Origin of the sequence: Primorskyibacter sp. S187A, from assembly GCF_049800955.1 — a bacterium.
Taxonomy (GTDB): domain Bacteria; phylum Pseudomonadota; class Alphaproteobacteria; order Rhodobacterales; family Rhodobacteraceae; genus JAKVBH01.
In genome coordinates, this window is sequence record NZ_JBNAGA010000002.1 from 241,687 (window position 1) to 255,162 (window position 13,476).

The 13,476-nt window shown below is 61.1% G+C and carries 14 protein-coding genes; 7 read left to right on the forward strand and 7 right to left on the reverse strand.

Features of this window, described 5'->3' with window-relative positions; translation table 11 throughout:
* Positions 1–35: 35 nt before the first annotated feature.
* The 5 genes from ACP15S_RS12175 to ACP15S_RS12195 form a co-directional block, all read right to left on the reverse strand.
* Positions 36–1,040 carry an ABC transporter permease gene (locus ACP15S_RS12175; RefSeq protein WP_425039910.1) on the reverse strand — a complete coding sequence of 335 codons (1,005 nt, stop codon included), beginning with the start codon at positions 1,038–1,040 and terminating at the stop codon, positions 36–38.
* Between the two features lie 102 nt (positions 1,041–1,142).
* Positions 1,143–1,919, reverse strand: a complete 777-nt coding sequence (locus ACP15S_RS12180) for a phytanoyl-CoA dioxygenase family protein (RefSeq protein ID WP_425039911.1) — start codon at positions 1,917–1,919, stop codon at positions 1,143–1,145.
* Positions 1,920–2,059: 140 nt separating this feature from the next.
* Positions 2,060–3,787, reverse strand: a complete 1,728-nt coding sequence (locus ACP15S_RS12185; protein ID WP_425039912.1) for an ABC transporter substrate-binding protein — start codon at positions 3,785–3,787, stop codon at positions 2,060–2,062.
* A 47-nt stretch (positions 3,788–3,834) separates the two neighbouring features.
* Entirely contained in the window at positions 3,835–4,527 is a 693-nt protein-coding gene (locus ACP15S_RS12190) for an MBL fold metallo-hydrolase (RefSeq protein WP_425039913.1), read from the reverse strand.
* A gap of 8 nt (positions 4,528–4,535) precedes the next feature.
* The gene (locus tag ACP15S_RS12195) at positions 4,536–5,366 is read right to left on the reverse strand and encodes a phytanoyl-CoA dioxygenase family protein (protein WP_425039914.1); all 831 of its coding nucleotides are present in this window, start codon (positions 5,364–5,366) and stop codon (positions 4,536–4,538) included.
* A 115-nt stretch (positions 5,367–5,481) separates the two neighbouring features.
* On the opposite strand from ACP15S_RS12195, the gene ACP15S_RS12200 reads away from it, so the two are divergent.
* On the forward strand, positions 5,482–6,333 hold the full coding sequence (locus tag ACP15S_RS12200) for an AraC family transcriptional regulator (RefSeq protein WP_425039915.1): 852 nt from the start codon (positions 5,482–5,484) through the stop codon (positions 6,331–6,333).
* Positions 6,334–6,362: 29 nt separating this feature from the next.
* Here the strand turns inward: ACP15S_RS12200 and ACP15S_RS12205 are convergent, their stop codons facing one another.
* Entirely contained in the window at positions 6,363–7,229 is an 867-nt protein-coding gene (locus ACP15S_RS12205; RefSeq protein ID WP_425039916.1) for a branched-chain amino acid aminotransferase, read from the reverse strand.
* 149 nt (positions 7,230–7,378) lie between these two features.
* Here ACP15S_RS12205 and ACP15S_RS12210 point away from each other — a divergent pair, with 149 nt between their 5' ends.
* The 6 genes from ACP15S_RS12210 to dxs all read left to right on the forward strand — a co-directional run bounded on the left by ACP15S_RS12210 (position 7,379) and on the right by dxs (position 12,649).
* Positions 7,379–7,873 (forward strand): MarR family winged helix-turn-helix transcriptional regulator, encoded by a 495-nt coding sequence (locus ACP15S_RS12210; protein ID WP_425039917.1) that lies wholly within the window; start codon positions 7,379–7,381, stop codon positions 7,871–7,873.
* Positions 7,870–8,571 carry a response regulator gene (locus ACP15S_RS12215; RefSeq protein WP_425039918.1) on the forward strand — a complete coding sequence of 234 codons (702 nt, stop codon included), beginning with the start codon at positions 7,870–7,872 and terminating at the stop codon, positions 8,569–8,571. The genes ACP15S_RS12210 and ACP15S_RS12215 overlap by 4 nt, the downstream gene beginning before the upstream one ends.
* Before the next feature lie 70 nt (positions 8,572–8,641).
* Positions 8,642–9,583 carry a histone deacetylase family protein gene (locus ACP15S_RS12220; RefSeq protein WP_425039919.1) on the forward strand — a complete coding sequence of 314 codons (942 nt, stop codon included), beginning with the start codon at positions 8,642–8,644 and terminating at the stop codon, positions 9,581–9,583.
* Positions 9,580–9,822 carry an exodeoxyribonuclease VII small subunit gene (locus tag ACP15S_RS12225; protein ID WP_425039920.1) on the forward strand — a complete coding sequence of 81 codons (243 nt, stop codon included), beginning with the start codon at positions 9,580–9,582 and terminating at the stop codon, positions 9,820–9,822. Before ACP15S_RS12220 ends, ACP15S_RS12225 begins: the two co-directional genes overlap by 4 nt.
* Position 9,823: 1 nt before the next feature.
* Positions 9,824–10,696 (forward strand): polyprenyl synthetase family protein, encoded by an 873-nt coding sequence (locus ACP15S_RS12230; RefSeq protein ID WP_425039921.1) that lies wholly within the window; start codon positions 9,824–9,826, stop codon positions 10,694–10,696.
* A 21-nt stretch (positions 10,697–10,717) separates the two neighbouring features.
* Positions 10,718–12,649, forward strand: coding sequence for a 1-deoxy-D-xylulose-5-phosphate synthase (dxs, locus tag ACP15S_RS12235; RefSeq protein WP_425039922.1), 1,932 nt, complete (start codon positions 10,718–10,720; stop codon positions 12,647–12,649).
* Positions 12,650–12,655: 6 nt separating this feature from the next.
* Here the strand turns inward: dxs and ACP15S_RS12240 are convergent, their stop codons facing one another.
* Positions 12,656–13,351, reverse strand: coding sequence for a WecB/TagA/CpsF family glycosyltransferase (locus tag ACP15S_RS12240; protein WP_425039923.1), 696 nt, complete (start codon positions 13,349–13,351; stop codon positions 12,656–12,658).
* Positions 13,352–13,476: the final 125 nt, after the last annotated feature.

Below are 13,476 nucleotides of genomic sequence, written 5' to 3' on the forward strand. Positions count from 1 at the left end.
AATGCCCTGCCGCACACTCGAGTAAAACATGAAAATTATTCATGTTTTACTCGTGGATCAACAAACGGATAGAGCAGATCGACAAGGAAGACGGCGAGGGCTGTCATCAGGATGATCACGAAACTCACGCCCTGGATCACCGGGAAATCCTGATCGAGGATCGCGTCGTAGAGCAGTTTGCCCATGCCGTTATAAGCGAAGATGCGCTCCACCAAGACTTGGCCCGCGACCAGAAGGCCGATCTTGAGCGCGAAGGCCGTGATTTGAGGCAGGATCGCGTTGCGGATCATGTAGCGGTAGAGGATGTAGCGGGGCTTGAGCCCCTTGGCCTCAGCCAGTTTGGTATAATCCTCGCCCTGCACCGTGATCATCAGACCGCGCATGCCCAGCGCCCAGAACCCGAAGGTCACGACGACGATGGAAAGCGCGGGCAGGAAACCGTGGTAGAGCACAGATTGTATGAACTCCCATGTCCAGCCCGGCTCGACGAAGATGCCGTAAGCGCCGGTCAGCGGAAACCATTGCAGCTGCGCGGCGAAGATCCACATGAGCAGCAGGCCCGACAGGATTGGCGGGATGGACGTGAACACCATGGCCGCCGGGATCGCGACTTTCACGAGGTTCGGCGAGCGTTCCCAGACCATCAGAGCGCCCAGAAGATTGCCAATGATGAAGGTGATCGTCACGGAAATCAGCATTAGCCCGATGGTCCAGGGCAGAGCATTGGCCACAAGGGCGGCGACGGGCGTCGGGAAGGAGGCGGTCGAAAGGCCGAAGTCAAACCGGATCGTGGCCCAGAGATACTTGAGGTACTGGATGAAGAGCGGATCATCGAGACCGAAATTCTCCCGCAATTGTGCGAGGATTTGATCCGCACCTTCGACCGATCCTGCACCAGCGGCCATGCGGCCCAGCATGATGTCCGCCGGATCCACCGGGGAGAGGCGCGGGATAATCCAGATCAGGGTGGCCGCGATCCAGATCGTCAGGAACAGGGTAACCAGCCGGTTGATCAGATAGGCGCGCGGAATGCGTCCCATGGTCTTCCTCCCTTGTGCTGTGGCCCTCTTTGCGGGGCCGCGAGTATCATCGCCCGGGCGTGGTGCCGTGGCCCGCCGGGGGTGGGCGCAGGCGCGAGGTGCCTATGCGGCCTCACCGGCGGCATCGCGCGAGATTGTGTGGTTCCAGCCGCGCAGCACCATACGCTCATCGGGATGGGCGCAGCCCTCCTCGACGTGATCGGTCCCGGCATAAAGCTGACAGAGCACGGTCTTGCGGGTTTGATCCGAGCGGTTGGGCATGGAGCCGTGCAGCGTGAAGTAGTGAAAGAAGATCACGTCGCCGGGCTGGCTCTCGATGGGCGTGGCCTCTTCGATGGGATGCGCATCGAGTACGTCGTTTTGCGCCCGGCCATTGGCGCCTTCCACACGGCCCAGCTTGTGGGACCCGGGCCAGACCCGCAGGCAGCCCATCTCGTCCGTGGCCTCGGAGACATGCACGATGGCGGCGATCATGCTGTCATGGGCGGTCGGGAAATAGGGCCAGTCCTGATGCATCGGGAAAGGTGCGCCGGCCTCTGCGGGTTTCTGGAAGAGTTTGGAATGGTGCAGGATGATATCGGGGCCCAGGATTGCCTCGGCCACGTCGAGGAAGCGCGGATCAAGGAAGGCATTGCGCCATGACGGCGCGTATTTCTGCACGTTATGCGTGTGCAGGATCGTATCGCCTGCGCGGGCGAGTTTTCCGGTCTCTGTGCCGTCCCATGTGGCGTCGATCTGTTCCCCGGATGCTGTCAGCTGAGTCACGATCCGGTCGAAGTCGCGCTGGAGGGGGGCCATCGTCTCGGCGTCAAAGAGGCCGCGCGCGACATAGTAGCCATTGAGATCGAAGAAGGTGCGGATGTCGTGGGGTGTGGCCATGATCCTGTCCCGGTTTGATTTGGCAGGTTGGTCTTTGGGCGTGGCTCCGGGTCAGGCCCGGAGCGCACGAATTGGAAGGTGCGGCGCCTTAGGCTGGCGCCGCGCGTGGGGCGCGGGACAGGCCCGCGCCCTCAGCGGGATCACTCGGCCTTTTCAAGGTTGTGAATGATCTGATGGGCCGTGTTCCACCAGAAGAACGGGTGGTTGTAGTAATTGTCGTTTGACGGCCAACCGGTCCAGTAGGTGGTGTTCATCGGCAGGAGCTTGAAGCTTTGCACCAGCGGGATGAAGGGCATGCCTTCGGCCAGATGGCCATAGGCTTCGGCGACCATGCCGGGCACCTCAGGATCGCCCAACGCCTTGCCCGCCATCGCATCGACGATCTCGGAATAAGCCTGCGCCGAGGCATCATTCCAGCGCGCGGTATTGTTGAAGCCCGGGGAGCGTTCGCCCACGGGGACCACATCCTTGACCGTGTAGCGGCCCATGGAGGCCCAGGGTTCGTTGACCGAGCCGCAGGACAGCCAGCTGTAGCTCATCTCATAGGAGCCAAAGGGAAGCACTTCGCCCCAGAATACACCGTTCTCGACCGGCACCGAGGAGGCCTGAATGCCCGCACGGTTGAGCTGTTCGACGATCACGTCGATGGTCTTGGTGTATTCCGTCGAGGCGGAGTTGACGTGGATCTTGACCGAGAGCGGCGCGCCGTCCTTCTCGTAGACGCCGTTGGCGCCCATGGTATAGCCCGCCGCCTCGATCAGCGCCTGTCCGGCGGCGACGTCAGCTGTGGGCGAAAGGCCGTGGCCCGCCTCGATCACGGCATTGATGAAGGGATCCATCGAGCCGTATTGCGCGAACATCGTCTTGGAGGGCACGGTCGCACCTTCAGCGGCGATATTGGCGATCTGGGTGCGGTCGATGATGTGGTTCACCGCGCGGCGCATGGCGGGATCATCCCAAGGCGCGACCGTCGTGTTGATCTCCAGCTGACGCGCGCAGGGATCTGCGGCGGCATAGGGATAATCATCGTACCACGCTGTCACGGCAGCGTTTTCGGCTCGGATCGCCTCGAACGTCCCCACGGAGACGTTTTGCGCCGCGTCCAGCTGGTTGGCGGCCATCAATTGCGCGCGGCTCTCTTCACCGCCCGATTCAATGAAGACAACGCGTAGCGGCTCGGGCAGGTCCATGAACCCGGTCTTGGCGCCCCACCACTCATCATTGCGATCCCAGATCGCGCGGTTCGTGGCTGCGGAGGTGAACGTGTAGGGGCCGGTGCCAATGGGCGGATTGAACGCAAAGGTCGCCGGGTCCTGCCCGTTCCAGACATGCTCGGGCATGATCAGGAAAGAGCCAAAGATGCGCACGCCGAAATTCTCGACGATAAAGCGCGGGTTGGGGTTCTTCAGCGTAAACCGCACCGTCAGATCATCGACCTTCTCGACACTCTCGACCTGCGCCCGGATCGTGGCAGCTTCGCGGGAGGAAATCTCCTCGTTGGTCATCGCCATATTGACCGTGAACATCACGTCATCGGCGTTGAACGCCTCACCATCGGACCATTCCACACCTTCGCGCAGCGCAATCGTCCAGACCTTGCCGCCCTCGTCGGAATTGGCCTCGGTTGCGAGCCACGGATCAAGCTCGCCCGTGCCATAATTGAGGATGAAGAGCGGCTCCCACATCGTCTGATGCGCCCCGTGCATCCGCTTGGTGCCAGGGGTGAACCAGTTGAAGTTTTCGGGGTCCTTGATGGTGCGGTCGAGGTCAAAGATGACCGTGTCCGCGCGGTCCACGCTTTGGGCCACACCCATGCCAGCGGCCAGCGCCAGCCCGGAGGCCAAAAGGATCGTCTTGGTAAATCGCATGTGTTTCTCCCTGTTTTCCGCGGGGTTGGCCCGCTGTCTCATCGCCCTCAGCGCAGATAGTCCATCACCAGAACCCGCGTCGCATCGGGGATATCCTCTTTCGAAATATTGGCCGTGGGCCCAAAGGCAAAATCCACGTCCTCGTCTTTGAAGTGGCTGAGAAAGCTCTCGATCCACATCGTATTGCGCGGCCGATATGTCAGCGTGCGGAAATGCATCGGAATGATGAGCTTGGGCCGCGCGCGATGTATCATTTTCATCAGATCGGGCAGCTCGATGGTCAGGTAGCCCCCCGCCAGCGCAAAAAGGATATCAACATCCTCAAAGAAAGCGATCTGCGCATCCGTGAGCGGATTGCCAACATCGCCCATATGCGCGCATTTGATGCCATCAAGCTCAAAACGATACATCCCGTTCTGCCCCGGCACCTCATGTTCGGGGTGGTGATCCCATTCCGCCGCTTCAATCGCTGTCACGGTCAACCCCGCCGCCTCCGCGCGGCCACCCGATTGTGCGATCTCGAGCGCATTGAGCACAGCAGGCGCGCCAGGGATCAAATCCGCCCGGCAATGGGCGCTATCATCATCTGAGGAAATGATCACCAAATCGGCGCTCTCGCGGATGGGCGCATAACCGACCCCTTCTGGCGTATAGGGGTCGGTTATGACGCTTGGGCCCGGCGCAGGACCCTCAGAGGGAGAAAGCTTGAAGGCCGCATGGCCGAACCAGGTGATCTGCATGAATATCCTTAGTTATTGCCCACGACGTGGGGGCTTTGGGTTTTGGTGATGTCATCATTGGCGGGCCGTGAGTGGTGTTGCCAATGGCCCGCAGGATCAGCGCCGCGACAGATGATCGCCTCCACGCCGCGTGCCCAGTCCGGGTCCGTCATCCGAACCTCGGGCGGACAATAGCGCAGCGTCAGGCCACAGCGGCGCCGGTCAGATGTATTGGGCAGCGAGCCATGTACGAGCATGTCCGCATGCATGGAAATCTGCCCTGCTTTCAAGGTGTTGGTCACAGGCTCCCCCAGGGCTTCCGCATTGGCCGTGCCTTTGTGAAAGACCGAGGTCTCGTCCTTGGTGCCTTGCGGGAGCGCGCCCATGGCGTGGGTGCGCGGGATGAAACGCATCGCGGAATTGGCCGCGTCTGCATCATCAATGGCCAGCCAGACAGTAACAGTCCGCGCAGGGCTCAAACTCCAGAAGCTGGCGTCTTGGTGCCAAGGCACGCGCTTGGGATCGCCCGGCTCCTTGGTCAGGATAGCACTGGCCCAGCAAATGATGTCCGGCCCAAGCAGGTCTTCGACATGATCAAGTATGCGCGGATCGGTGGCGATATCCCAGATCCCGGCCATGCGCGCCTGATAGCAATTGATGCCATAGGCACCGGCCTCGCCCATATCTTGCATCAAGCGATCAAAATAGCGTCTGATCTCGGCAATCTCGTTGGCATCAAAGATGTCAAAGCCGCGCACATACCCCTCACGGTTATACTGGTCGATCTGATCAACCGTAAGTTTCTGCGGCGCAGCGTTTTGCACAGATTTGAACCCGAGATCAGGTTTTTGATCCAACATAAGTGCCTCCCTTGTGAAAAGATTAGACAGGCGCACGCCTTTTGTGACCGCTTTCGCTTGACTATTTTTTGTGCTGGTTTGACTTTTACATGGGCGTTTTGTGGAAAGGTGGCCCTTGGAACAGCGGATTTTCAGGATTGAGAGCTACCTGCGCGACGACGAGTCGTTTCATTTTCTGCGCAAACCGTTGCTGCCGGACCCGCCGCGTATTCTGCACATGCATGACTACTATGAGCTCTTTCTGGTCGAGCATGGCAGCCTGAAGCATTTCATAAATGGTGAGGTTGAACGGCTGCAACGCGGCGACATGATCTTCATACGCCCCCAGGATTGTCATGCGCTGCAGGCAGGGCCCGAGGGCTGCACGATCCTCAACGTGATGTTCCGGGCCGAGACCGCCGAGCATTTGCTCAGCCGCTATGGCGCCGATGTTGCGGGACGGTTTTTCTGGAAAGAGAGCGGCCAGCCCGTTCGGGTGGCCCTGGGCGGCGCGACATTGGAGCGGGCGGTCAATGTCTCGTTAGGGTTGCAGACATCTCACCGGACGCTGGCGCGGATCGAGCAATATCTCCTGTCGATCTTTCTCAATGTCGTGCCCCATGTGGCCCATTTGAGTCAGGGCGCGCCCGGCTGGTTGATCCAGGCCTGCCATGCCGCGCAATCGCCAGAGGTGTTCTCGAAAGGGGCTGCAGGCTTCATCGCCGCCGCGGGGCGCGGCCATGAACATGTGTGTCGCCAAACGGCGTTGCATCTCGGGCTGTCTCCCACAGCTTTTGTCAACAGGGTGCGGATGCAACATGCCGCGCAGCGCCTCGGCGAGGGGCATCGCACGATTGACGAGATTGCGCAGGAGTGCGGGATCTCGAACATCAGTCATTTCTATAAACTGTTTCGGGCGCATTACGGCACGACCCCGCGCACTTACCGTGTGCGCCATCACCGGGATCCGGTACAGGGCCATGCGTGATGGCACGGCCCTGCGTTGCGTGTCTTGGCTCAGGCGCGGACGAGCTTTTCGTAGCCTTCCGCGATATCGCGCACGATTGCGCCAACCTCGAAGTTGTAATTCCCGATCTGACCCACGGGCGTCACTTCAGCGGCGGTGCCCGTCAGCCAGCATTGCTCAAAGCTCTCCAGCTCTTCGGGCATGATCACGCGCTCGTGAACCTTGATCTGGCGATCCTCTAACATGCCGATCACCGTCTGGCGGGTCAGGCCATTGAGGAAAACATCCGCCTTGGGCGTGTGCACTTCGCCGTCCTTCGTGAAGAAGATATTGGCGCCGGTGCATTCCGCCACATAGCCGCGGTAATCCATGAAGAGCGCATCGGAGCAGCCCTTGGCCTCTGCGGCGTGTTTCGACGTGGTGCAGATCATGTAGAGACCCGCCGCTTTTGCGTGCACAGGCGCGCATTCGGGGCTGGGGCGTTTCCATTTCGCGATGTCAATCTTGGCGCCTTTGAACTTGGCATCACCGTAGTAATTGCCCCATTCCCACGCCGCGATCGCGAGCTGGACCGGGTTGCGCGCGGAAGCGACACCCATGTCTTCCCCCGCTCCGCGCCAGGCCACGGCGCGCACATAGGCATCGCTCAAGCCATTGACCGTCAGCACTTCCTGCTTGGCCGCTTCGATCTCGTCCACCGTGAAGGGGATTTCGAAATCCAGCTGCCTCGCGGAGAAATGCAGGCGCTCCGAATGCTCCCGGCTCAGAAAGATCTTGCCGTTATAGGCCCGCTCGCCCTCAAACACGGAGGAAGCGTAGTGCATCGCATGGGTCAGGACATGGACGTTTGCCGTGCGCCAATCCACCATCTGACCATTCATCCAGATCTTGCCATCACGATCATCATACCCGGCCATGTCTCTCTCCTACGGCTCGCTGTTTTTCAAATGTTGCGCAAAATGCGGCCGATCCGGCCATAAAGTTGCGCAGAAACTGAGCATTGCTAGCGATTCGACCTTGGAATGTCAACAACACTGACATAATGTGAGGCAAAAGGATCGAGGGCATGGCAGAACGCACGGGCGAGAAGCTCCTATATCTGACCGACGAACAATTGCGCCAAGGCATTGAGGCGATGTTCTTTGCCTATCGCGGTTTTACCGCGGATCCCGACCGCATCCTGCAGGACATGGCCTACGGGCGCGCCCACCACCGCGCGATCCACTTCATCAAGGCGCAGCCGGGTCTGACCGTGAACGCCCTGCTCACGATCCTCGGCGTGACCAAACAATCGCTGAACCGCGTACTGCGCACCCTGATCGAAGACGGGTTGGTCGAAAGTGTCGTCGGGCGCAAAGACCGGCGCGAGCGCCACCTGCATCTGACCGACGACGGGCTGGCGCTTGAAGCGCGGCTCTCCGACGCCCAGCGCATCCGGATGCGCGATGCCTATCGCACAGCAGGGCCGGAAGCGGTTGCCGGTTTTCGGCAAGTGCTGGAAGCCATGATGGACCCGGAGATGCGGGCGGCGTATACGCGATTGCGGGAGACCAAAGAATGACAGACCCTGACGCCCATCTTCTGATCGTCGATGATGATGAACGCATCCGCGTGCTTTTGCAGAAGTTTCTGATCCGGCACGGCTTTCTTGTGAGCGCAGCGCGCGATGCCGCCCATGCGCGGCGCATTCTCACCGGTCTTGATTTCGACCTGATCGTTCTCGACGTGATGATGCCCGGCGAAGATGGCGTCAGTTTCACACGAAGCTACCGCGAGACCGCCGCAACGCCGATCCTGCTGCTCACCGCCAAGGGCGAAACGGAGGACCGGATCGCCGGACTGGAAGCCGGCGCAGACGATTACCTCGTGAAACCGTTTGAGCCAAAGGAACTGCTCTTGCGGATCAACGCGATCCTGCGCCGCATGCCGGAGACCGGCGAGACAGATACCAAGCCCAAGTTTCTCGCACTGGGGCCGGTGCGCTATGATTGCGAAACCGGCGAGCTTTGGCGCGGCGAGGAACCCGTGCGGCTGACCGCCACGGAAAACCAGCTTATGCGGATCTTTTCGGCCACCCCGGGCGAAGCTGTGACACGGTCGGACCTTGTGGAGCGGTTGGGCCGCGACAAGGGTCAGGCGCAGGAGCGCGCGGTTGATGTGCAGATCACACGACTGCGCAAGAAGATCGAGGAAGATCCCAAGCAGCCTCGATATCTGCAAACGGTACGCGGCGCGGGATATATGCTGGCGCCGGAATGAGCGGCAGGCGGCGGGATTTGCGTATTTTTGGCCAGAAGAAACACAAGATCAGCGAGATAGGGCAGCTTTCATGAGCAAGACCTTGGTATTCACCCATGAGGCCTGTTTGTCTCATGTCACGCCCGCCGGGCATCCCGAACAGGTCGCGCGGCTGGAGCACATTCTGCATGCGTTGCGCAGTGCGGATATTCCCACGGTGACAGCACCGTTGGGCGCACGCGAAGACGTCTGTCTGGCCCATCCCGAACGCCATATTGACGCGCTTGAGGCTGCTTTGCCCGACGCGGGATTTCATCAGATCGACGGCGATACGTTTTTGTCGCCCGGATCGCTGGAGGCGGCCTGGCGCGGTGTCGGCGCGGTGTGTGAGGCGGTGGATCGCATCATGGAGGGAGATGCGCAGAACGCCTTTTGCGCCATGCGCCCCCCCGGCCATCACGCCGAACAGGAGACGCCCATGGGCTTTTGTCTGTTCGGCAATGCCGCAATCGCGGCCAAACATGCAATGAAGCGTCATGGGCTATCGCGCGTCGCTGTGGTGGATTTTGATGTGCATCACGGCAATGGGACGCAGGCGCTGTTGTGGGATGAGCCGCGCGCGCTTTTTGTGACCTCGCAACAGATGCCGCTTTGGCCGGGATCGGGGCAGCCATCGGAGCGCGGTGCTCATGACAACGTCCTCAACGTGCCTCTGGCGCCAGGTTCAAACGGCGCGGACATGCGCGCGGCCTATGAGACGCAGGTCTTCCCACGGCTGGCGGCCTTCAAGCCGGAATTCATCATCATCTCCGCCGGGTTTGATGCCCATGCTGATGATCCTTTGGCCAATCTGAATTGGCTCGAGGAGGATTTCGTCTGGCTGACGCGGGAGATTTGCGCGCTGGCCGCGACACATGCGCAGGCCCGGGTGGTCTCTGTTCTGGAGGGGGGATATGATTTGCACGCGCTGGCCCGTTCCGTTCTGGCGCATGTCCAGGCTTTGCAAGACGCCGCGAAAGGAGAGCCCTCATGAGCGAGACACCGGTAGAAGAGCTGAGTTTTGAAGACGCGATGCGCGAGTTGGAAGCGGTGGTTGGGCAATTGGAGCGCGGAGACGTCGCGCTGGATCAGTCCATTGCGCTTTATGAGCGCGGCGCGAAGCTCAAGGCGCGCTGTGAGGCCAAGCTGAAAGAAGCAGAAGAAAAGGTCGCCGCGATCACGCTCGATGGCAGTGGCCAGCCCACGGGCACGACCCCCGTGACGGATATGTAAGGTGAGTTTCCCCGACGCGCTGAAGACCTGCGCGGCTGAGGTCATTACCCATCTGGATGCCCAGATTGCCACTCATGCCGATCTGCCTGTCGTGCATGCCATGCGCTATGCCGTGGCGGGGGGCAAAGGTCTGCGCGGTTATCTCGTCATGGAGGCGGCGGCGTTGCATGATATGCCGCGGGCGCGCGCGCTTTGGCCTGCAGGCGCAATTGAAGCGATCCATGCCTTCTCCCTCGTGCATGATGATATGCCCTGCATGGATGATGACGATTTGCGGCGCGGTCAGCCGACGGTGCACCGTAAATGGGATGAGGCCACGGCTGTTCTTGCGGGCGACGCTTTGCAGACCTTGGGCTTCGAGATGGTGTGCGATCCACGGTGTCATGACATGGCGGCGGTCCGGGCGGAGCTTGCGCTGACGCTGGCACGGGCCACTGGCGCGCGCGGCATGGTACTGGGCCAAGCGCTTGATATTGCCGCCGAGACCGCGGCCTCGCCTCTGACGCTGGACGAAATCACGGCCTTGCAGGCGGGCAAGACCGGTGCGTTGATCTCATGGTCGGCGCAGGCAGGCGCGCTGATGGCGCAAGCCGATCCGCAACCGCTGCGGCTTTTTGCCGAGGCTCTGGGCCTTGCCTTCCAGATCGCGGACGACATTTTGGATGTCGAAGGAGATGCGGCCGTGGCGGGCAAGCGCCTCCAGAAAGATGCGGATGCAGGCAAGGCAACCTTTGTCTCGCTCCTCGGTCTGGATGGTGCAAAGGCGCGTGCGGTGGCTCTCGTGGAGGAAGCGGAGGCCGCTTTGGACCCTTATGGCCCTGCGGCGCACTCCTTGCGAGAGGCTGCGCGGTTCGTTATCTCCCGCGACAAATAATTGGCCGAGGAGGCCCGCCGCATGTCCGACCAGCCCAGCACTCCCCTTCTTGATCGCGTGGCCTCTCCCGCAGATCTCAAGCAGTTTTCCGATGCAGAGCTTGTGCAGGTGGCTCAGGAATTGCGCCTCGAGACGATTGCAGCCGTGTCGCAGACCGGCGGGCATCTGGGCGCGGGCCTGGGGGTTGTTGAGTTGACGACGGCGCTGCACGCAGTCTGGGATGCGCCGCGCGACAAGATCATCTGGGACGTGTCGCATCAATGTTATCCGCACAAGATCCTGACGGGGCGGCGTGACAGGATCCGGACTTTGCGCATGAAAGATGGGCTCAGCGGATTCACCAAGCGCTCCGAGAGCCCTTACGATCCCTTCGGCGCGGCCCATAGCTCGACCTCGATCTCCGCCGCGCTTGGCTTTGCCGTGGCGCGCGATCTGGGCGGGGCCTGCGAGACGGGCCATGGCGATGCGATTGCGATCATTGGCGACGGCTCGATGTCAGCGGGGATGGCGTTTGAGGCGATGAACAATGCGGGCCATCTGGGCAAGCGGCTCATCGTGATCCTCAATGACAACGAGATGTCGATTGCGCCGCCCACCGGCGCGATGTCGACCTATCTCTCGCGGCTCTATGCCGAACAACCGTTTCAGGACTTCAAGGCGGCGGCCAAAGGGGCGGTTTCGATGCTGCCCGAGCCCTTCCGCGAAGGGGCCAAGCGCGCCAAGGAGATGCTCAAGGGCATGGCCGTCGGCGGCACGCTCTTTGAGGAGCTGGGCTTCAGCTATCTCGGGCCGATTGACGGCCATGACATGAGCCAGCTTCTGCCTGTGCTGCGCACGGTGCGCGCGCGGGCGACGGGGCCCATTCTGATCCATGTGATCACCAAGAAGGGCAAGGGCTACCATCCTGCCGAGAGCGCTTCGGACAAGGGCCATGCCACGGCGAAATTCGACGTCATCACAGGCGAGCAGAAGAAGGCGCCATCCAATGCGCCCTCCTACACCAAAGTCTTTGGCGAAGCGCTGATCCGCGAAGCGACTGATGATCCGCGCATCTGTGCGGTCACAGCGGCCATGCCCGACGGGACAGGCCTCAACCTCTTTGCCGAGCGTTTTCCCAGCCGCACTTTCGATGTGGGCATTGCCGAGCAACATGGCGTGACCTTCTGTGCCGGGCTCGCGGCGGGCGGGATGCGGCCCTTCTGCGCGATGTATTCGACCTTCTTGCAGCGCGGGTATGACCAGGTTGTGCACGATGTCGCAATCCAGCGCCTGCCTGTGCGCTTTGCCATTGATCGCGCGGGCCTTGTTGGTGCTGATGGCGCGACGCATGCGGGCAGCTATGATGTGGCCTATCTTGCCAATCTGCCGGGCTTCGTGGTCATGGCGGCGGCGGATGAGGCGGAGCTCGTGCACATGGTGGCCACAGCTGCGGCCCATGACGAGGGCCCCATCGCGTTCCGCTATCCGCGCGGCGAAGGCGTGGGCGTTGAGCTGCCAGAGCGCGGAGAGGTTCTCGAGATTGGCAAGGGCCGGATGATCCGCGAGGGCAAACAGGTGGCGATCCTGTCCTTTGGGACGCGCTTGTCAGAAGTTGAGACCGCCTGCGAGGCCCTTGCCGCCAAAGGCATCAGCCCCAGCGTCGCCGATGCACGGTTCGCCAAACCGCTGGACCGTGATCTTATCCTGAAACTTGCGGCAGAGCACGAGGCATTGATCACGATTGAAGAAGGCGCCGTGGGGGGCTTTGGGTCCCATGTGGCGCAGCTCCTCGCGGAAGAGGGTGTCTTCGACAATGGGCTGCGCTATCGCTCAATGGTCCTGCCCGATATCTTTATCGATCAAGCGAGCCCGCGCGACATGTATGCCGTGGCGGCGCTGAATGCAGAGCATATTGAAGCGAAAGTTCTGGAAACGCTGGGCGTTGCCTCTCTCACGGCGACACACCGCGCTTAAGCGCGTTCAAACGTCGATACGCTGACGCAAGGCCTGAACTGTTTGCTTGGGCAGGATGACCAGGCATTTGAGATAGCGCATGGTCATGCGTCTGGGGTTGGCCATCAACCGCCAAAGCCATTCCATGGCCAGATTGCGCATGAACTCCGGCGCGCGCACTTGGGATCCCGCGAGGAAATCAAGCCCGGCCCCGATGCTGGCAAATCCGACGCTTGGCAGAACCTCCCGACCACGGGCTGCGAGAATTTCCTGCTTTGGCGCGCCAAAGGCGAGAAAGACCAGTCGGGCGCCACTGGCATCGATCTCGGAAAAGACGGCATCTGCTTCCGGTCCCTCGGGGTCAAATCCCATGGCCGGAGAGATCTTGGCCACGACACGCAGACCGGGATTTTGCTTTTCAAGGTAGTGCGCCGCACTGTGCAGAACGGCATCCGTCGCGCCCACGAGGGCAACCGTCACGCCGCCCGCAGCCGCGCGGGCGGCCAGCGGTTCAATGAGCTCGGAGCCGGGCAGCAACTCGACCGGCGTGCGTGCGAGGTGCGACAGCCACACGATCGGATGCCCATCCGCGACAACGAGGTCCTGTTGGGAATAGGCGGTCCGGAATGTCTCGGAAGCGGAGAGTTTGACGAGATGATCCAAATTGATCGTGGCCAAAGCAAAGCCCGTGCCTGATGCGAACCGATGGTTCACTTCCTGCATCAACGTCGCACGATCACGAACGTTTACGCTTACGTTATATGCTCCCGCACCAAAACGCATGCCAGACTCACACCTCAATCGCGGACAAGCCGCTGAACTAAACTGCAAAAGGATACGCACAATGC